This window comes from Streptomyces griseochromogenes (assembly GCF_001542625.1).
GTDB lineage: Bacteria > Actinomycetota > Actinomycetes > Streptomycetales > Streptomycetaceae > Streptomyces > Streptomyces griseochromogenes.
In genome coordinates this window covers 4837809-4856653 of record NZ_CP016279.1, presented here as the reverse complement: position 1 = coordinate 4856653, position 18845 = coordinate 4837809, and the positions used below count along the sequence as shown (strand labels likewise).

The window sequence follows — 18845 nt, the reverse complement described above, 5'->3', positions numbered from 1 at the left end:
GACAAGTCAACGACTGATGACTTGAGTGCTCGCTGTGTTGGGGCCGTACGACGGAGTCGGCCCACGGTTCCCGGTTCGCCGACACACCCACACCGCCGGAGCCGTTGCGCGCGGACACCCCCCACCGACCGGAAAGGGTGATCTTCTTTGCCTGCTCGACGTGTCGCTGTCATCGGAACCGGTTACGTCGGACTGACCACCGGTGCCTGCCTGGCCTCTCTCGGCCACGTCGTGGTGTGCGCGGACGCCGACCCGCACAAGGTCGAGCGGCTGCGCGAGGCCCGGGTGGACATCCTGGAACCCGGCCTGCCCGAGACCGTCCGGGACGCCCTGGACGCGAACCGGCTGGACTTCACCGGCGACACCGCGGCAGCGGTCGCCGAGGCCGAGGTGGTGTACCTGTGTCTGCCCACGCCCATGGGAGCGGGCGGCGCGGCCGATCTCGCCGCCGTGGAAGCCGTCGCCGGGCAGATCCGCGACGTGCTGCCGCCCGGCTGCGTCGTCGTCAACAAGTCGACTGTGCCGGTCGGCACCTGCGAGCGTGTCGCCGCGCTTCTCGGCCGGGCGGATGTGGCCGTGGTGAGCAATCCCGAGTTCCTGCGCGAGGGCCACGCCGTGCACGACTTCCTGCACCCCGACCGCATCGTGATCGGCGCCGCCGATCGAGACACCGCCCGGCGCGTGGCCGACCTGTACGCCGAACTGGACGCGCCGTTGGTGCTGACCGATACCGCCAGCGCCGAACTGACCAAGTACGCGGCGAACTTCTTCCTCGCGATGAAGCTGTCCTTCGCCAACAATCTCGCGACCGTCTGTGAGCGCTTCGGCGCCGACATCGCCGATGTCACCGAGGGCATCGGGCGCGATCCGCGCATCGGCTCCGCCTTCCTGCGGCCCGGGCCCGGCTGGGGCGGCTCCTGCCTGCCCAAGGACACCCACGCCCTGCTGACCGCGTGCGACCGGGCCGGGGTCGACTTCCCGCTGCTGCGCGCCACCATCGAGACCAACGTCACCCACCAGCGCCGGCTCGTCGAACGCGTCGCCGCCGCGTGCGGGCGCGGCGCGGACGGCTCGCTGCACGGCGTACGGCTCACCCTGTACGGCCTGACCTTCAAAGCCGGCACGTCCGATCTACGCGACTCGCCCGCGCTCGCCGTCGCCCGGCTGCTGCGCGAACGGGGGCGCCGAACTCACCGCGTACGACCCGGCGTTGCACGAGGACCGGCCCGATCTGAGCGATCTGGTCGATCTCGTGGACGACCCGGTGCGGGCCGCGGAGGGGGCGGCGGCCTGCGTGGTCCTCACCGAGTGGCCGGAGCTGCGCGACGTGGACTGGGCGGCGATCGCCACGCGCATGGCCGGCCACGAGGTCCACGACTTCCGCAACCTGCTGGACGCGGACCGGCTCGCGCGGGCCGGGCTGATCTGGCAGGGCGTCGGACGCGCGGCGGCGCCGGCGCGAGTGGGGTGAACCACGCACGGGGTGGCCGGTCGTCAAGACTTCGGCGCCTGGCGTCGTCCCGTCCGCCTGTGGCCCTCGTGCTTCCGGCTGCGGGCGTCGTACGGGGGCTGCTCCGGTCGTTCGCCCCGCTTATCCCGTCGTAGGCGTGGCCCCCCATGGGACACGGGTCCACCCCCGGTCGGGTGCGCGGACCGGTCCGCCGTGTCCGGGCCGACCTGGCAACCCCCGTCCCCTCGTCCCCACCGTCGAAAAGTCCCGAAGACTCCCTGAGAGAAAGGTTCACACCATGCGGATTCTGTGCACCACGCTCGGCAGTCCCTCCCACGGTCGTGCCCAACTGCCCCTGCTGCGCGCCCTCGCCGAGGCCGGGCACCAGGTGCTTGTGGTCACCACCGACGCCCTCGCCCCCGTCTTCCGCGACGACGACGTCCAAGTGAACGCGGTCTTACCGGAATTCGACCCGGCGGCCGTGCTGGAGCCGTACCTCGCCGAACTCCAGGACACCGCCGACCCGGCGGAGCGGATGGCTGCGATGACCCGGCTGTTGGTGCGGGCCGTGGCCGCGCCGGGCATCAAGCCGCACCTGGACACCCTGCTTCCCCTCGCCCGGGACTTCCGCCCCGATCTGATCCTGCGGGACGGCATGGACATGGGCGCCGTGCTCACCGCCGAGCTGCTGGGCGTACCCCAGCTGCCGACGCCCTCCGGGTTCAGCAACATCATGGACCCCGCCGAGGTGTTGCCACAGCTCAACAAGCGGCGTCAGGAGCTGGGGCTGCCCGTGCAGGACGACCCGCTGTCCGTCGTACCGCACGGCCGCGTCGACTATGTGCCGCCCGCCTTCTCCTTCGCCCGGCACCTGCACCAGGCGTTGACCTACCGGCAGACGGTGGACGTCGAGCGCGGCGGGGTGCTGTCGGAGTGGGCCGCCGCACTGCTCACGGACCGGCCACTGGTGTACGCCGCGATCGGCACCGCCCTGCCGGTGCTGCGCGAGCGCAAGGCCGGCCGGTCCACGCCGCTGCTCGTGGAGATGCCGGACGCCACCGAGAGCCTGCGCGCGATCGTGGGGGCGGCGGCGGAGCTGAACGACTGCACGGTGGTCGTGTCGACGTCCGGGATACCACTGGAGACCGAGGGGCTGCCCGGACACATCCACGTCACCGAGCGGGTGCCGCAGCCGCTTCTGCTGGAGTCGGTCGACCTGTTCGTCACCCACGGCGGCTTCAACAGCATCCGCGAGGCCATGCGCACCGGCACGCCGTTGGCGGTCCTGCCGCACTTCGGGGACCAGCACGCCAATGCGGACCGCGTGGAGGAACTGGGCCTGGGCCGCCACATCACCGACCGCAGCGCGGCCGGCATCGCCGACGTGTGCCGCAAGCTCCTCGCCGACCCCGCGCCCCGGGCACGGGCCCGGTCCGCCCAGCTGGCCATGCTGACGCTGCCGGGGATCGAACACGCGGTCGCCGACCTGGAGCAGATCGCCGGTTGACCGGTCCGCCGTCGCCGACTGACCCGTCGGCCGCCGGGCCGGGGACAGGGCGGGGCGCATACACGCCACGCTGCCCCCGGCCCACCCGGAATCTCCGCACTCGCCCACCCCCGAGGACGACACGTGACCTTCTCCGACACCCAGCAACAGGGCGCAGCGGGGGACGTGCCCGCTCGGCTCAGTCACCGGCAGATCACCACCGTCATGTCCGGGCTGGTACTCAGCATGTTCCTGGGGGCGCTGGACCAGACGGTGGTCTCCTCCGCGCTGCGGACCATCGCCGACGATCTGCACGGGCTGACGGCCCAGGCGTGGGTGACCACCGCATATCTCATCACCGCCACCATCGCGACACCGCTCTACGGCAAACTCTCCGACATCCACGGCCGACGGCCCGTCTACCTCGCCGCGATCGCCCTGTTCACGGTCGGCTCACTGCTGTGCGGATGCGCAGGGTCGATCTACGAACTCGCGGCGTTCCGCGCCGTGCAGGGCCTCGGCGGCGGGGGGCTGATGTCACTGGCGATGACGATCGCCGCCGACGTCACCACACCGCGCGAAAGGGGCCGATACCAGGGCTACTTCATCGCCGTGTTCGGCGGCGCCAGCATCGTCGGCCCGCTGGTGGGCGGCGCGTTCGCGGGCCGGGCCACCCTGCTCGGCATCGACGGCTGGCGCTGGATCTTCCTGATCAACGTGCCGCTCGCCGCCGCGGCCGCCATGACGATCGTCCGTGTGCTGCGCATCCCGCACCGGCGGGTCCGGCACCGGCTCGACTACTTCGGAGCGCTCGCCCTGGCCGTGGGCCTCGTGCCGCTGCTGACGGTCGCCGAACAGGGCCGCACGTGGGGGTGGAGCTCGCCCCGGGCGCTGTTGGCGTACGCGATGGGCCTGGTCGGGCTCGCCGTGTTCGTCGTGGTGGAGCGGCGGATGGGCGACGCCGCGCTGCTGCCGCCGCGCCTGTTCCGCATCCGCGCCTTCCGGCTGGGCGTCGGGCTGCACTTCGTCGTCGGCATCGGCATGTTCGGCGCGATGACGACGCTGCCGCTCTACCTCCAGCTCATACGGGGCATGAGCCCCATGGCGGCGGGTCTGGCCACCCTGCCCACGGTCGCCGCGAATCTCGCGGTGACGCTGCTGGTGGGGCGGCTGATCGCGCGGACCGGCCGGTTCAAGGTCCATCTCGTCGCCGGTCTCGGCTCGTTCACCGCCGCGATGCTCGTCTTCGCCACTCTGCGCGTGGGCAGCCCGCTGTGGTACGCGGCGCTCGGCATGGCCCTGATGGGCGCGGGGCTCGGCGCGTCGATGCAGACGCTCACCACGCTCGCGCAGTGCGAGGTGCCCCATGGGGACATGGGCGCGGCGACGGCGTCGGTCAACTTCTTCCGCTCCAACGGCGGCACGGTCGGCACCACGGCCTTCCTGTCGATCCTGTTCACCACGGCGACCGGCCATATCGCCGACCGGCTGGCCCAGGCCCGCCACCACACGGCCTATCGCCGTCTGCTGGCCCAGCCCGACAACGCGCACGCCCTGGCGGGTGTCCTGCGCCCCGGCGGCGGTGTCGGCCTGGAGGACTCCGCCTTCCTGCACGCCCTCGATCCCGGCGCGGCGCTGCCCTTCCTGGAGGGGTACGTCGCCTCGCTGCGCCTCGTCTTCCTCACCGGCGCCGCTGTGGTCCTGGTCGCCTTCCTGATCGCGGCCTGGCGGGTGCCGAACCTCACGCTGTCCGACCAGTGAGGCGGGCTTGGGTGCGGGTAGATCCCGCCGGGATCCGCCGCCACCACGAGGAGGTGATCGGCGAGCCGGGCCACCCCGACCATCTCAACCGTGCCGTCGTCGGGGAGGAACGCGGCCAGCTGCCTGTCCCCCGCCAGATCCCACACGCCCACGTCGCTGCCACCCCCACGACCAACGAGCGGCTGTTGATCCGCATCGTCGCGACGGCCCAGACGCCGTTGTCATCGCACTCCGGCAGCTCCTGAGGAGGTTCCTCGGCCGGCAGCTCCCACACCAGAACCCCAGGGTCCGCCCCCGCGCCGAACCGCGGAGCCTCTTCCCCCTCCGCCAGGGTCAGAGCCTGGACGTAGGGCTCGTCGTACCGCGCTACCCGGACCAGCGCACCACTTTCCAGATCCCACAAGGCAGCGCCCTGTTCGTGGCCGCCTGCGGCCGGCAGCACACGACCACCGTGGACAGCCGCGGCCACCGCATCCAGCTCGTTCGCGGCGTCGGGGTACTGGGCGGCAAGCGGATCGTCGGCAAAGGCGTACGCCAAGGGGTGCTGCCGCCAGAGGTCACGCTGCACATCCCAGGTCCACACGGCGCTGTCACGGTCGAAACAGACGACCAAAGGTCCGTCGACCGCCCCGACCACCGCGAGGTCGACCACCGGACGGCGTGCGCGGCTCCCGTGTCGAACTCGTCGAATTCCCAGAACGGCCAGGTCGTCCCTCGCCTCCCGTTGTCATGCGGTATGAAGAATGTCAGTCAGGCGGCGGGGAACCGCGGGGTCGGGTCGGGAGGGCTCAGTGGCGTTCGAGCAGAGTTCTTGGGAGAGGCCGGACCGTGGTCTGGAGCAGGCCGCCGAGTTCGGTGACTCACGGGCGATGATGCGCCTGGCTCACTTCTTCGAACGCCGTGATCCCCAGCGGGCTCAGCGGTGGTTCCAGGACGCCGCTGAGGCCGGCGAGAGCGACGCGATGTACCGTCTCGCCGAGCTCCTCGCGGGACGAGAGGCAGACCAGGCCCTCCACTGGTACCGGCGGGCCGCGGAGGCGGGACACCTCCAAGCCATGTACGCGATGGGCACGACCTGCGATGACGCTGATGAGCGCGGTGGATGGCTGCGACACGCCGCCGAGAACGGGCATGCCGACGCGAAGCTGGAGCTTGGTCGCGCACTACGTGATCGGGACTTGTCCCAGGAGGCGGAACACTGGCTCCGCGCAGCGGCCGAAGACGACGGCGAACAGTGGATCGAGCCACGCGACCCGGCCGAGATCGATGCCGGCCTCGGTCCGCGGCACCAGGCATGCCTTGAACTCGTGACTTTGTTGGCCGCCCAGGGCCGTATCGACGAGGCAGGTCAGTGGCGCGATCGAGCGAAGCGCGTCCTTGAGTGGGAAGCAAACGTAAATCGTGCCTTCTACAGGCGTTCGGCGACGGGAACGGTCGTCGTGACCGCCGTGGTCGCGACTTCTGTCATCCCCTTCGTACAGGCCCTGATGTCCAAAGCAGCCGAGGACGCGTACGGGCAGGCTCGTGCGCTGGTCCAACGCATGCTCCGCCGGTCTCCGGCCCAGAGCGAGGCCAGGAGCGGGGCGACGCTGCTGATCGCGGACGACCCCGACGCACACATCACCTTGTGCTTGTGGTCAGACGTCTCGGACGAGGCCTTGCGGGCCCTGGCCTCTCTCAATCTCGACGAGCTGACCGCTCAGCGGCCTGACCGTGGCCGGATCCGCCTGGTCTGGAACCCGGCCGATGCAAGGTGGCAGATCCGCGGCGACCAGCCTGACCAATAGAGGGAACGCCCGCTGTCCGGCGAGCGCCCGATGCGACGATGGGGCGCCACCAGCCATGCCATTCCGTCACCCCGCAGTCCGCATTTCGCCGGTTCCCGTGGGCGGGCGACGGTTGGCACTCGTTGCGACATCGGACCGCCTCGGTAGTCCTCGGGCCACTCGCCCGGCCCGCCGAACCGTACGGGCCGACCGGGACGAGGACGCCACTGGAAGCACGCGGTTGAGCTACTCGGCGATGTCACTCGATGACGCGCCCACCCGTCGGACCGCCAGGAGCGCCGCGCCGATGTCCGCCGCCGCTCGCGGATCGGACAGGGAACGGCCCGCCAGTTCCTCGACGCGGCGCAGCCGGTAGCGGACGGTGTTGGGGTGGACGAAGAGACTCCGCGCCGCGTCCGCGGTGGAGCCGGCGGCGGCGTACCAGTGCTCCAGGGTCTCCAGGAGACGGGCACGCTCCGCGGCCGGGAGATCGAGCAGGGGCTGGAGGACCACTTCCACCAGGTGCGCCGCCTCGGCCGGGGCCGCGGCAACGACCATCGCCAGCGGGTCGTCGTCGAACCGCGCGACGCCGGGGCCGGTGCCCGGGAGGCCGGCCAGGGCCAGACGGGCGAAGCGCAGAGCCTGGGGGGTGTCCCGCAGCGAGTGAAAGCAGGGGCTGATCCCTACGCGGGCGCCCGCGCGGCGCAGGATGCGCAGGCAGGCGCTCTCGACCTTCGCCGTGGGCAGGGCGGCCAGACCGATCTGCTGGTCGGGCAGCAGCCGCCAGGCGAAGTGGACCTGGGCCTGACGCAGCGCCGCTTCCGTCCCCGCCAGCGGCTCCTCGCCGGGAGCGTCGGCGGCCGCCGCGACGACGACATAGGGCCCGCGGTCGGACAGGTCCAGCTCACGGGCGGCCTCCCACAGCGTGCGGTCGGCGACGGCGCCGGTGAAGAGCGCCTCCACCAGTGCCGAGCGGCGCGCCTGACGCCGTGATGTCAGCTCGGTGGTCGTCTCCCGGTAGGCCGCCGCCACCGCCTCCGCGTAGCGGCCGAACAGGGCCCAGATCTCCGCCGAATGGGACACCAGTTGGGCGTCGGTGACCTCGGGATGGGTGCGCGCCTCGGCGAGGACCTCCGTCCACAGGAGCTCGAAGCCGATCCGGTACGCGTGCAGGGTGTCCGCCAGCGGCACGCCCTGCTCGGCGCGGAGACGGCCGGTCTCCCGCGCCGGACTCGGGTCCTGCGCGCCCGCGCGGCCGAACTGGTTCAGGAGCAGGTCCGCGTTGGCGGTGCACGAGCGGTGCAGCGAGTCGAAGGGGATCAGCGACTCGTCCCTGTAGGCATCGACGTCCGAGCGGATGCGCTGCGCCATCCGCTCGCCCAGTTCCGGCAGCCTCGCATGAAGCGCCGAGACCACCCCGGAGAGGTTCATTCCCGCAGCTTAACGCCCCTGTTTTGTGCTGGGGAACAATCCGGGACGGCAGACGCTGTCATACCGTACATAGGCCGTCGCCACGGACCTCTGCACGATGTCGTCAACGTGAACAGCGGATTTCGACGGCGACGTTCGTGGAGGCGGTCATGGCCAATCTGGCTCAGTTCCTGGTGGAGACGGCACGGCGGCAGCCGGAACGCCCCGCACTGCGACTGGGGGGCCAGGTCACCAGCTACGCGGAGCTCGACGAACGCAGCGCCCGCGCCGCCACGCTGGTGCAGGCCGAGGGCGTACGGCCGGGAGACCGGGTCGCTTTGATGCTGCCCAACGTTCCCGAGTTCGTCGTCCTGTACTACGGCGTGCTGCGCGCCGGAGCGGTCGTCGTGCCGATGAACCCGCTGCTGAAGACCCGGGAGACCGAGTACCACCTGCGCGACTCCGGCGCGGTGATGCTCTTCGAGTGGCACCAGGCGCCGGGCGAGGGCGCGCAGGGCGCGGCCGCCGCCGGAGTGGGGCACATGGCCGTCGAGCCCGTAGCCTTCGCGGGCCTGCTGGCCGGTCACGAGCCGCTGCCGGAGGTGAGCGAGCCGGACGGCGAGGACGTGGCCGTGCTGCTGTACACCTCGGGCACCACCGGCCGTCCCAAGGGCGCCACGCTCACCCACGCGGGGTTGCGGCACAACACCGAGGTCAACGCGGTCGATGTGCAGCGGATGACGGCGCAGGACGTGGTCGTGGGCTGTCTGCCGCTGTTCCATATCTTCGGCCAGATCTGCACGATGAGCGTGACCGTCCGCGCCGGTGCCTCGCTCACCCTGATCCCCCGCTTCGACCCGCAGACCGTGCTGGACGCCATCGCCCGCGACCGGGCGACGATCTTCGAGGGCGTACCGACCATGTACGCGGCGCTGCTCCAGCACCCCTCGGAGGCCGACGTGTCCACGCTGCGGATGTGCGTCTCCGGCGGCGCCTCGCTGCCGGTGGAGATCCTTCATGGTTTCGAGCATCGCTTCGGCTGCGTGGTGCTGGAGGGCTTCGGCATGTCCGAGACCAGTCCGGTGGTCACCTTCAACCACCCCGACCGACCGCGCAAGGCCGGGTCCATCGGCACCCCGATCAAGGATGTGGAGGTGCGGCTCCTCGACGACAAGGGCCAGGACGTGGCTCCCGGAGACATCGGCGAACTGGCCGTGCGCGGGCCGAACGTGATGAAGGGGTACTGGAACCGCCCGGAGGAGACGGCGGCCGCCCTCCCGGACGGCTGGCTGCGCAGCGGTGACCTCGCGCGCCGGGACGAGGACGGCTACCTGTACATCGTCGACCGCAAGAAGGACATGATCATCCGCGGCGGCTACAACGTCTACCCGCGCGAGATCGAGGAGGTGCTCCACGAGCACCCGGCCGTCGCGCTGGCCGCGGTGGTGGGCGTGGCCGACGCGCATCTGGGCGAGGAGATCGCTGCCGCCGTGGTGCTGCGCCCGAAGGCACAGGCCACGCCCGACGAGCTCCGGCAGTTCGTCAAGGAGCGGGTGGCGGCGTACAAGTACCCGCGCCAGGTGTGGCTCGTGGACACACTGCCGACCGGCCCCAGCGGCAAGATCCTCAAAAGGGAGATCACCGCGCCGGCGGGATGAGGTCGACGTGGTTGTGCCAGCCGGGTGACCACTGACAACGCCGACACATGGCCGGGTCCTCGACAGAGCGGGTGCCCCCTGGGCCCGGCACCCAGGACGGTGAGCTGCGCCGACAGTGGATCTGCGCGCCAGGGGTCGTCCGGAATAGCCTGGAGAAGAGCTGCACCGGAACGGAACAGGCCCCCCGATGCACTCCCTTCACTGAGGGGGACGTAAAAGAGGGAGGCGAAGAGCCATGCCCTGGAATCTCAACGGCACGTATCTGGAGAGCTGCAACTGTGACGCGGTGTGCCCCTGCACCACCTCGGGCCTCACCGCACCGGCCGACCACGACCGCTGCCAGGTGACCTTCGCGTTCCACGTGGACCGCGGGAACGTGGACGGCGTGGACGTCTCCGACCGCAGCGTCGCCGTCTTCATCGACGCGCCCCAGGTGATGTCGGAGGGCGGCTGGCAGGTGGCGCTGTACCTCGACGCTTCGGCCGATGACAGCCAGGCGGAGGCGCTGGGCAAGATCTTCTCAGGCCAGGCCGGCGGGCCGATGGCGGCGCTCACTCCCCTCATCGGCGAGGTCCTCGGCGTGGAGCGCGTTCCCATCGACTACCGCGACGACGGCCGCCGTCACGCCGCGCGGGTGGGCGACGCCATCGACATCGAGATCGAGGACCAGATCGCCCCGCAGTTCGGCGAGGACGGTCCGGTCATGAGCCTGACCGGCATGTTCCACCCGGCGAACAGCACGCTGACCATTGCCCGGTCCACCCGGGCGACGGGTGACGGCGTGTACGGCCGGTCCTGGGACTTCTCCGGCGGCAACGGACACTCGGCGCCCTTCACGTGGTCCGCGTGACCGGTCGGCCGGTCACCGTCCAACCCGGGGCGGCCCCCGCCGGACTGCTGCTGGTCGCGGCGGCTGCCGCCTGGATCTGGGTGGTGACGCGCTGGGGCGGCATGCAGGCGATGCCGGGCACCATGGGCCTGGGCCTGCCCGCTTTCCTGGCCGTGTGGACGCTGATGATGGCTGCCATGATGCTGCCCGCCACGGCGCCCGTCGCCGCGCTGTACGCACGCACCATCACCGTGCACCGGGCGCCGCGCATGGTTGTCTTCACCCTCGCCTACCTGCTCGTCTGGGCCGCGGCCGGGCTGCCGGCGTACGGGCTGGCCGCGGGTCTGGGCGGGGTGGCGGACCTCCCTGCCGTGGCGGGGACCGCGGTGGCCGCGGCCGTGTTCGCGGTCAACGGCGTCTACCAGCTCATGCCCCTCAAAGATCGCTGTCTGGCGAGGTGCCGCTCGCCGATCGGGCACATGCTGCGCTACGCCTCACACCCGGGGCCCTCGCGCGATCTGCGTGCCGGAGCCCACCACGGGGCCTTCTGCCTGGGCTGCTGTTGGTCGCTGATGGTGCTCCTGGCGGCGTTCGGAGTGATGAACCTGTGGGCCATGGTGGTCCTGACCGCAGTGATCACTACTGAGAAGCTGGCTCCGGCCGGCCGCCTGGTGGCCCGCGCCGTGGGGTTCGCCTCGATCGCCCTGGCCGTCGCCGTCTTCTGGGTCCCGACGCTGGCTCCGGGCCTCACCGGTGGCGGTACCGCCGGGATGTGAGGACAGAGGCCGTGCCCGCCCGAGCAATCACACGCCGGGAGGGCACATGAGGGTGCGCGAGGCACTCTGGGGTCGGGGGCGTCGCCTGCGCCTCTTCCTCCACACGAGCACGGCCCCGAGAGCGGCCAGGGCCACCGCAGGGAGAGCGGGGCCGCCCAGGGTGAGATCCGCGCCGCCGAGACGATGCGGCGGCGTGTCCGAACGGCGCGGCGGTGAGCACCGGCCGCTATCCGGTCCCCGTCACGGCCGTGGCCGTCGTGTGCGGGGCGGCCCTGATCGTGCCCCGGCGCCGGCCCGTCGCGAACGCTCTTGGTCACCGCGGCCACGGTGTGGTGGGGATGGCCGATGCTGACGCTGCTCGTGCTCGCCCCGTTCGACCTGGCCGTGGAGGGCCGGGCACGCGTGGCGACGGCCTGTGCCCTCGCCGCGCTCGGCGGCAGCCTGCTCAGCGACCGGGCGACCCCGCTGTGGACGCCGAAACCAGTACGCCTCCACCGTGCTCCTGCCGCCGCTCGCCATGGTCATCAGCCTGTGGCTGGGCAACCGGCGGCGTCTGGTTCAGGCGCCGGCCTCGCAGGTCGAGCGCCTACGGATCGAAACGCAGTTGCGCTAAAGAAGCGGCCCGCGCCACCGAGCGTTCCCGCATCGCGGCGGAGACGCACGACGTGCCGGCCCACCGCCTGAGCCTGATCGCCCTGCACACCGGCGTCCTGTCCACCAAGTACGGCACACTGCCCGCGCCGGTCCCCGAACGCCTCGGCCTGCCGCGCCCCCCGTCCGTGGCAGCCCTGGCCGGCCTGCGTCGTGTTCTCGGCGCCCTGCGCGAGTCCGGCACCGAACGGGCGGCGTCCGGCCGCGCGCCTTCATGAGGGAAGTACAGGGCTGGCCGAGGAGGCACGCGCTGCCGGGCAGCACGTCGCGCCGGCCGTCGAAGGCGTGTCCGGGCAGGCCCCCACCACGCACCGCCTGGCCGTCTACCGCATCGTCAAGGAAGCACTGACCAACGCCCGCAAACACGCCGACGGCGCCGCGGTGCGGGTGCACATCGACTACGAGCCGCCCGCCACCCTCATGATGCCGCGTGGAACGCGGTCCGCCATGGCGTGAGTACCGCGGCCCATGACCCGGCGCTCGCCGGACTACCCGTCGATTTCGCCTGCCGCGTCCCCCTCTCGGACGACGCTCTGGACGACCGTGTCGGACGTACTTCCTGGCGCATGTCACGAACCGCGAAGCTCGCGGTGCTCGCCGCCCGCGAAGCGGTACAGGATGCCGGTCTCCATTCCCAGACGTGGAACGGCGACCGGGTCGCCGTCGTCATCGGCTGCGGGTTGGGAACAGACGCGGTGCGCGAAGAGCAGGGGCGCCGACTGGCGGACCCGGGGCCCGACATGGTCTCCGCGCTCACCCTCCCCCAGATGATCCCGAACATGGCGGCCGGAGAGGTGTCCATCGCCCTCAGGGCCCATGGTCCCAGCCTGGCCCCGGTCACCGCCTGCGCCTCCGGAGCCACAGCCATGGCCGTCGCCAGAGACCTCCTGCTCTCCGGGCAGTGCGACATCGCGGTGGCCGGCGGTGCGGAAACACCCATCAGCCGGCTGACGGCCACCGGTTTCTGGCGCATGAAGCCCTGTCCCAGCGCACTGGCGCGGTCGCCGAGGCATCTCGGCCCTTCGCCGCCGACCGTGACGGCTTCGTCCTGGGAGAGGGCGCCGGCATCCTGGTCCTGGAGCGTGCCGAGGACGCCGCCCGCGCTCGCTCCCTGCTGGTGGGCTGCGGCAGCACCTCGGACGCCCACCATCCCACCGCACCGGCCCCGCAGGCCCGCGGCGCCGAGGCGGCCCTGCGCACCGCCCTGACCGAGGCGGGTGTGGCTCGGCACGATGTCGACCACGTCAACGCCCACGGCAGCTCCACGCCCCTCAACGACGTCGGCGAAGCCGCCATGATCGCCCGCGTGCTGCCGCACCGCCCCAGCGTCACCGCCCCCAAAGGTGTTCTCGGGCACAGCTGTGGCGCGGCGGGCGCCATCGAGGCGGCCCTGACCGTGCTCGCCATCCAGCACCGCACAGTGCCGCCGATTGCGAATCTGCAAGCCCCTGCACCCGAATTCGACATCGACTGCGTCATCAAACAACCACGTCATCAGGACATTCGCATGGCCGTCAGCAATTCCTTCGGATTCGGAGGCCACAACGTCGTCCTCGCTCTGGCCAGAGCCTCCTGACCAACGCCGCAACCCATCCGCCCCACCCCTACGTCGTGCTCACCGGCATCGAGGCACAGCGTGTGCGGGCCCAAGCCACCCCGCGTGAAGGCCTTCGCTGCCGCAGTCGGCGCAAGGAGTCGAACCGCGCTTGAACGCCACACGCCTTAGGGACTCGCCATGAAAAGGCCTCTGCCTGAACCCTCCTCTCCCCGTACAGGCGCGTCTGTTCCATGGAGGCTGAGCGAGGCGGTGGCGTCTCTTCTCGTCCGCACTGTGGTGCTGGCGTACGAGGCATGGCTGCACATCCTCTGCCGAGACAAGGTCGGACGCTGCGCCTCGTCGAAAAACCGATATGGCGAGTGAATTTAACGCGAGCACTGCCATCTCGAGTACGACAACGTTGTAACGTCTCACTTTCCGTATCGGCGTCTCACGGCCAGTGTCGTGTGGATGTCGGACACGACTTCCGGGCGAAACGGCGAAGGCGGTTCCTTGGAATGCAGCGACAGAGAATGCGTGACTATGCTGGATCCAGCTCCATCGGGGGCTTGAACGAGGGCGCCGACTCCACTGGCCGCCCCATAATTCGAGCGCACCGCGACGCTCTTCAGCCTGCTGCGCTCGTCACCATGCGCTTTCCGGACTTTCCAGGGAGTATTCCCATGGCTGCTCAGACCGCCGCAATCGTTCTTGAGCCCGAGGCGCGGGAACTCGCCGAGGCAACCTCGCACCATCCGTTCCTGTACGAGCTGGATCCGACCGCGGCGCGCAAGGTCCTCGACGACCTCCAGGCCGCACCGGTCGACAAGCTGCCGGTCGACGAGGAGTGGGTCACCGTACCGGCCACGGTGGGCGACGTACGGGTACGTATCGTCAAACCGCGGGGCGCCGCCGGAACGCTGCCCGTCGTGTTGTACATGCACGGCGGTGGCTGGGTGCTGGGCAACGCCGGCACCCACGACCGCCTGGTGCGCGAATTGGCGGTTGGCGCACAGGCGGCAGTGGCCTTCGTGGAGTACACGCCGTCGCCCGAGGCCCACTACCCCGTGGCCATCGAGCAGGGCTACGCCACCGCGCAGTGGATCATCCGCGAGGGAGCGTCCAAGGGGCTGGATGCAAAGCGCATGGCAGTGGCCGGGGAATCGGTCGGCGGAAACATGACCGCTGCACTCGCCCTCATGGCCAAGGAACGCGGTGACGTCAAGTTCGTACAGCAGTCCATGTACTACCCGGTCACGGACGCGGCCATGAACACCGGTTCCTACGACCAGTTCGCCACCGGCTACTACTTGAGCCGCAAGCTGATGGAGTGGTTCTGGGACGCCTACACGACCGACCCGAACCAGCGCGCCGAGATCACCGCGTCTCCCAACCAGGCCACCGTCCAGCAGCTGTCCGGCCTGCCACCCGCCCTGCTGATCGTCGACGAGGCCGACGTGCTGCGCGACGAGGGTGAGGCGTACGCCGCCAAGCTCCGAGCGGCCGGCGTTCCGGTAACCACGGTGCGCTACGACGGCACGGTCCACGACTTCATGCTGCTCAACTCGCTCAGTCAGTCCAAAGCCGCCCGTGGAGCCATCGACCAGGCCACTCTGTTCCTCCGCAACGCCCTCGGAACCGACCAGTCCTAGGCATGGGATCGTGTGGCTGTTTCGCACCGGGACCGCGTGACGGGATGTTCCTGATCCATACGGGTCGTGGGCGCCACTTCACACCCGATTCCGCCGGTGGGCGGCGGACGGCACCAACGAGGTCAAGTCCCCCGCGGATTCAGGTGGTTTCCCTGACAAGCCCTTGGTCAACGGTGACTCCCCCGCCTGCTCTGACAGCTGCCACCACCGCTTGGTGCAGATTCCGGCTTTGCCGCTCCGAATGGCAGGGCACGGGGCTTCCAGTCACGGTGAACCATTCGGAAGTGCCGGTGTACTGGACGGTCACGTCGGCCACATTGCCGTCCCAGGTGGTGTGGACGGTCAGGTCGCCGGTGACGACCCCCGCCTCGTCCGTACGCGCGCCGCCCCGGCCGGCGAAGACCCCGGGGGTTGTCCACGATGCCCAGACCATGACGTCAGCCTTCCTTCCTGAGTGCGCGGCTCGCACCTGAGCCACCTGCTGTGTGCCATCGGCCTGGCGGAATCCCATGAGAACCCGGTCGTGGCAGAGGGGCGCCTTCCCATGCCTGCGCACCCCCTCCTGGGGTGCTCTCCTTTCATGATGTGCCACTGAGGTTGCGCAGGCATCGGGCAACCTGTCCCGCCCACGGGCTGAGCGGCCTGGGTGAGCGGCTCGCTACGGAACGACGATTCCGCGTTCCCGCGCTGAGCGGCGAGGCGGCAGCCCCGGCAGAGTGGCCCGTGCGGGGCCCTGGCTGACAGGCATGGCTCGGCTGTGCAGTCCTGCGGCCCAGGCAACGTAGTCCCGGGCCGTGACCAGGCCCACCAGTTTTCCATGCGGGTCCGTGACGGGTAGGGCGTCGAGGCATTCCTCCGTCATCACGGCCGCCGCACGCACAACCGAGTCCTCCGCGTGCACCGTGACGGTTCGGCGGCCGTGCACCAGGTCACGCACCCTCTTGCAGGACAGGGTCACGGCCGGGTCCCCGCAGGCGACGGCGAGCTCGGCGCGGTCCAGCACACCGGCGCAGCAGCCGTCCTGGCGCACCACCGGCACGTGACACTGCCTGGACCGCTCGCACACCTCCCAGGCCATCAGCAATGTCTCGTCCTCGCTGATCGAGTACGGCGTCCGGTCCATCAGGGCGCCCACGGAAAGCCTCTCGCCCACGGCTGCCTCCTCCCGGTCAACGCCGACTGAGCCGGGAAACGTCGCCGGTGGTTTCACCCAGGACAGTCAGGCGGCGGTGATACTCGTCCTCGTCGATCTCGCCTCGGGCGAAGCGTTCGGCCAGGAGTTGTTCGGGAGGGGGCCCGGGCTGCCGGGCGTCGGCACCGTTGCCGCTCCGTCCGGGCGTCACCAGGGCGCGGTACAGAAGAACGCCGATGGTGATGGTCAGGGCCCAGAAGAAGATCATGCCGACGGACATGGCGAACCAGCCCCACCCGCCGACACCGTGGTCGTACCAGATCATCACGGTCACTCACCTTCTCGAGGGCGCCGGGAGCACGGGCCCGGTGCCTGCGGCTGTCTCGGTGTCTGCTTCTCAGGCTCGCCGCAGCCGCAGAACACGGCATGAGCCGGTGAGGCCAATGCGACGGGCCGATGGGCCCTTATGAGCCCGGGAGGGACGAACCGGCTCGGCGGGCACAGGCGCGACCTTCACACCTCGGCTGCGCTCCCTGACCAGTGCGCTCGGCTCGCCACGGCTGCAGCCCGCCCTCCTGGTCATCACTGCGACAGCCCTGACCGCAGGCGGTGCCGCCTTGCTCACCGGTCACGAGGGTCTCGCCGACCTCCTGTGGGCCCTGGGCACCCTGTCCGCGGTGCCGCCGGCGGTGGGCTGGGTGCTCGCCGCACTCCGCCACGGCCAGGCAACCGGACGTGCCCGATGTGGAGTTGCTCGACGACGTGAACCGCATGCACGAGGAGAATCCGATGCTCGGCCTGAGCGGCGTGCGGCTCGGACTGGTGGTGCCGGGACTGGTGACGATCCAGGTGCGGGCGATCGCCCGGGCGGTCGTCGAGCGGACCCGCGCCGGCGGATCCCCGCGAGCGGAGATCATGGTGCCGCTCGTCGGCGCCGTCGAGGAGCTCCAGCTCACTCGCGAGGACGTGACCCGGGTGCTGGCCGAGGTCACCGAGGAGATCGGCACCTCCGTCCACTGCCCCATCGCACGGTGATCGAACTGCCCCGGGCCGCGCTCACGGCGGGCCGGATCGCCGAGGAGGCGGAGTTCTTCTCCTTCGGCACCAACGACCTCACCCAGACCACCTGGGGCTTCTCCCGCGACGACGAGGAAGCCGCGTTCAGCGTGTGCGGAGAGCATGGCGGTGACCCCGAGTCCATCCACTTCTTCCACACAGCCGGTCTGGAACTACGTCTCCTGCTCGCCGTTCCGGGTCCCCGTGGCCCGCCTGGAGGCGGGCCGGGCCGCGCTGAACGGCACGGGCCCGAGCGACAGCAGGTGAGCGTCGGATTGCAGGGCCGACCGACTCCTTCGATCGGGCCCGAACGGCACTGGAGAGAGAGCGAGACATGGGTGACGGTGGGCACAGGAGCGATACCGATCCCCCGCGGTGTCGCTCCGTCCCCCGTCTCACGCCACAGGAGGCAGCAGAGCGTCAAGACAGGCAAGCAGACAGCGCCACACCCGCGAAGAAGCCAAGCCATGATCCGTGATGACCGTCCGGCGCACCAGCGCGTCGACCTCGACCGTACCGAGGCACTGCGGCTGCTCGGCAGCGTGTCCATGGGCAGGATCGTCTTCACCCGGCAGGCCCTGCCCACGGTCCGTCCGGTCAACCACGTCCTCGACGGCGGCGACATCGTCATCCGCACCCCCGAGGGCTCGTCCCTCACTTCCCGGACCCAGCAGGGTGACGACTCGGGCGTCGTCGTCGCCTACGAGGCGGACGCCATCGACCCCGACACGCATCTCGGCTGGAGCGTGGTGGCCACGGGCTACGCCCGGCTGGTGACCGACCCCGGCGAACTGATACGCATTCGGGCGCTGTTGAAACCCTGGGCAGCCTGCCCGACCACAGACCACGCGGTACGCATCCGTCCCGACCTGATCACGGGGGTCCTCCTCACCGTGCGGAAGAAGGCGCCTGAGAACATCTGATTCACCTTGGTGCGGAAGCACGGCTGAAGGCGTGGCCCACGTACGGTCGTATGTCTCGTATCGCCTTGCGTCCACCCCGCCTCACACGGTGATCCGGTGTCCGGTGTCCGGTGACGGTGAAGGCGTCGATGCGCGCCCACAGGCTGCACGAGCCTCCGGCCGACGCTCCAGCCCTGGCCGACCGCCTCGTCGAGGTGGTCGACCTGGAAGGCCGCCCGGTGCCCCCAACCGCCCTCGCGTCGGGACCGGTCGGCCCTACCGCCGGCTCCAAGAACCCGCTTGGCTCGAACCATGTCCGAGAACCACACACGGGCCGCTGCGTTCCCCGCAGGCCAGACGGCCGGCGGAGCGACCGTCGTGGCCCTGCACGGGGAGATCGATGTGCTGGTCGCGGGCACGCTAGCGGAGCGGCTGGACGCACTCACCGCTCTCCCGGACCACGACCTCGTGCTCGACCTGCGGCAGGTCGTCTTCATCGACTGCGCCGGGCTGGGCATCCTGTGCCGGACACGGAACCGGACACTCGCCCGGCAGGGCCGACTGCGGCTGGTCACCGACAGCACGGACTTCAAGCGGCTGCTGCACGCCACCGGCCTCGCGAGCCTCTTCGAGGTACAGCCACACCTGCCGTAGCGCCTCTGCCCTGCTCCGCCCCTGAAGAAGGGCTGCGGCGGCGCAGGGGCCGGTCGTCCCTGCTGCGAGCCGATCGGCCCCTGCCCGCGGGACGACCGCCGTCGGACGATGAAGGTGCCGCAGAC

The 18845-nt window shown here is 70.6% G+C and carries 17 protein-coding genes and 2 pseudogenes; 15 read left to right on the top strand and 4 right to left on the bottom strand.

All coding sequences use genetic code 11. The features are described from left to right. Positions 1-147 precede the first annotated feature (147 nt). The 5 genes from AVL59_RS20570 (at position 148) to AVL59_RS50540 (ending at position 6484) form a co-directional block, all read left to right on the top strand. On the top strand, positions 148-1605 hold the full coding sequence (locus AVL59_RS20570; RefSeq protein ID WP_472573244.1) for a UDP-glucose dehydrogenase family protein: 1458 nt from the start codon (positions 148-150) through the stop codon (positions 1603-1605). 143 nt (positions 1606-1748) lie between these two features. Beyond that, positions 1749-2957 carry a glycosyltransferase gene (locus tag AVL59_RS20565; RefSeq protein ID WP_067306533.1) on the top strand — a complete coding sequence of 403 codons (1209 nt, stop codon included), beginning with the start codon at positions 1749-1751 and terminating at the stop codon, positions 2955-2957. A 123-nt stretch (positions 2958-3080) separates the two neighbouring features. Beyond that, on the top strand, positions 3081-4697 hold the full coding sequence (locus AVL59_RS20560; RefSeq protein WP_067306530.1) for an MDR family MFS transporter: 1617 nt from the start codon (positions 3081-3083) through the stop codon (positions 4695-4697). An 11-nt stretch (positions 4698-4708) separates the two neighbouring features. Further along, on the top strand, positions 4709-4942 hold the full coding sequence (locus AVL59_RS52265) for a hypothetical protein (protein ID WP_159399966.1): 234 nt from the start codon (positions 4709-4711) through the stop codon (positions 4940-4942). Positions 4943-5488: 546 nt separating this feature from the next. Continuing rightward, positions 5489-6484 carry a tetratricopeptide repeat protein gene (locus tag AVL59_RS50540; protein WP_067306524.1) on the top strand — a complete coding sequence of 332 codons (996 nt, stop codon included), beginning with the start codon at positions 5489-5491 and terminating at the stop codon, positions 6482-6484. 225 nt (positions 6485-6709) lie between these two features. Here AVL59_RS50540 and AVL59_RS20545 read toward each other — a convergent pair whose 3' ends face one another. Then, positions 6710-7894, bottom strand: coding sequence for a PucR family transcriptional regulator (locus tag AVL59_RS20545; protein ID WP_245384127.1), 1185 nt, complete (start codon positions 7892-7894; stop codon positions 6710-6712). A gap of 149 nt (positions 7895-8043) precedes the next feature. On the opposite strand from AVL59_RS20545, the gene AVL59_RS20540 reads away from it, so the two are divergent. The 7 genes and pseudogenes from AVL59_RS20540 to AVL59_RS20515 all read left to right on the top strand — a co-directional run bounded on the left by AVL59_RS20540 (position 8044) and on the right by AVL59_RS20515 (position 14976). Beyond that, positions 8044-9531 (top strand): long-chain-fatty-acid--CoA ligase, encoded by a 1488-nt coding sequence (locus tag AVL59_RS20540; RefSeq protein ID WP_067306519.1) that lies wholly within the window; start codon positions 8044-8046, stop codon positions 9529-9531. Positions 9532-9766: 235 nt separating this feature from the next. Continuing rightward, positions 9767-10381, top strand: a complete 615-nt coding sequence (locus AVL59_RS20535; protein ID WP_067306516.1) for a DUF1326 domain-containing protein — start codon at positions 9767-9769, stop codon at positions 10379-10381. Further along, entirely contained in the window at positions 10378-11136 is a 759-nt protein-coding gene (locus AVL59_RS20530) for a DUF2182 domain-containing protein (protein ID WP_067317556.1), read from the top strand. The genes AVL59_RS20535 and AVL59_RS20530 overlap by 4 nt, the downstream gene beginning before the upstream one ends. 665 nt (positions 11137-11801) lie before the next feature. Then, positions 11802-12005: a hypothetical protein gene (locus AVL59_RS52260; protein WP_067306513.1), complete on the top strand. Its 204-nt coding sequence runs from the start codon at positions 11802-11804 to the stop codon at positions 12003-12005. A gap of 67 nt (positions 12006-12072) precedes the next feature. Continuing rightward, positions 12073-12243: a hypothetical protein gene (locus AVL59_RS52255; protein WP_159399965.1), complete on the top strand. Its 171-nt coding sequence runs from the start codon at positions 12073-12075 to the stop codon at positions 12241-12243. Then, positions 12240-13363 (top strand): annotated as a pseudogene (locus AVL59_RS20520) (beta-ketoacyl-[acyl-carrier-protein] synthase family protein). Before AVL59_RS52255 ends, AVL59_RS20520 begins: the two are co-directional and overlap by 4 nt. A 644-nt stretch (positions 13364-14007) precedes the next feature. Then, entirely contained in the window at positions 14008-14976 is a 969-nt protein-coding gene (locus tag AVL59_RS20515) for an alpha/beta hydrolase (RefSeq protein ID WP_067306512.1), read from the top strand. Between the two features lie 139 nt (positions 14977-15115). Here the strand turns inward: AVL59_RS20515 and AVL59_RS20510 are convergent, their stop codons facing one another. From AVL59_RS20510 to AVL59_RS20500, 3 genes are all read right to left on the bottom strand, one after another. Continuing rightward, positions 15116-15409, bottom strand: a complete 294-nt coding sequence (locus AVL59_RS20510; RefSeq protein WP_067317554.1) for a hypothetical protein — start codon at positions 15407-15409, stop codon at positions 15116-15118. Between the two features lie 225 nt (positions 15410-15634). Beyond that, positions 15635-16129, bottom strand: coding sequence for a CBS domain-containing protein (locus AVL59_RS20505; RefSeq protein ID WP_067306509.1), 495 nt, complete (start codon positions 16127-16129; stop codon positions 15635-15637). 16 nt (positions 16130-16145) lie between these two features. Then, a complete protein-coding gene (locus tag AVL59_RS20500) occupies positions 16146-16433 on the bottom strand; it encodes an SHOCT domain-containing protein (RefSeq protein WP_067306506.1) in 288 nt (95 codons plus the stop codon). Positions 16434-16795: 362 nt separating this feature from the next. Here AVL59_RS20500 and AVL59_RS48480 point away from each other — a divergent pair. From AVL59_RS48480 to AVL59_RS20485, 3 genes and pseudogenes are all read left to right on the top strand, one after another. After that, positions 16796-17431 (top strand): annotated as a pseudogene (locus AVL59_RS48480) (putative PEP-binding protein); the annotation flags it as partial. Positions 17432-17631: 200 nt separating this feature from the next. Next, on the top strand, positions 17632-18087 hold the full coding sequence (locus tag AVL59_RS20490) for a pyridoxamine 5'-phosphate oxidase family protein (protein WP_067317552.1): 456 nt from the start codon (positions 17632-17634) through the stop codon (positions 18085-18087). A 291-nt stretch (positions 18088-18378) separates the two neighbouring features. Beyond that, a complete protein-coding gene (locus tag AVL59_RS20485; protein WP_067306501.1) occupies positions 18379-18720 on the top strand; it encodes an STAS domain-containing protein in 342 nt (113 codons plus the stop codon). Positions 18721-18845 lie beyond the last annotated feature (125 nt).

Excerpts from the sequence above, each read along its gene's own strand:
- AVL59_RS20510 (WP_067317554.1), bottom strand. The coding sequence starts at position 15,409 with ATGGTCTGGGCATCGTGGACAACCCCCGGGGTCTTCGCCGGCCGGGGC.
- AVL59_RS20485 (WP_067306501.1), top strand. The coding sequence starts at position 18,379 with ATGTCCGAGAACCACACACGGGCCGCTGCGTTCCCCGCAGGCCAGACG.
- AVL59_RS20500 (WP_067306506.1), bottom strand. The coding sequence starts at position 16,433 with ATGATCTGGTACGACCACGGTGTCGGCGGGTGGGGCTGGTTCGCCATG.
- AVL59_RS20515 (WP_067306512.1), top strand. The coding sequence starts at position 14,008 with ATGGCTGCTCAGACCGCCGCAATCGTTCTTGAGCCCGAGGCGCGGGAA.
- AVL59_RS20535 (WP_067306516.1), top strand. The coding sequence starts at position 9,767 with ATGCCCTGGAATCTCAACGGCACGTATCTGGAGAGCTGCAACTGTGAC.
- AVL59_RS20490 (WP_067317552.1), top strand. The coding sequence starts at position 17,632 with ATGATCCGTGATGACCGTCCGGCGCACCAGCGCGTCGACCTCGACCGT.
- AVL59_RS20545 (WP_245384127.1), bottom strand. The coding sequence starts at position 7,894 with ATGAACCTCTCCGGGGTGGTCTCGGCGCTTCATGCGAGGCTGCCGGAA.
- AVL59_RS20540 (WP_067306519.1), top strand. The coding sequence starts at position 8,044 with ATGGCCAATCTGGCTCAGTTCCTGGTGGAGACGGCACGGCGGCAGCCG.
- AVL59_RS20565 (WP_067306533.1), top strand. The coding sequence starts at position 1,749 with ATGCGGATTCTGTGCACCACGCTCGGCAGTCCCTCCCACGGTCGTGCC.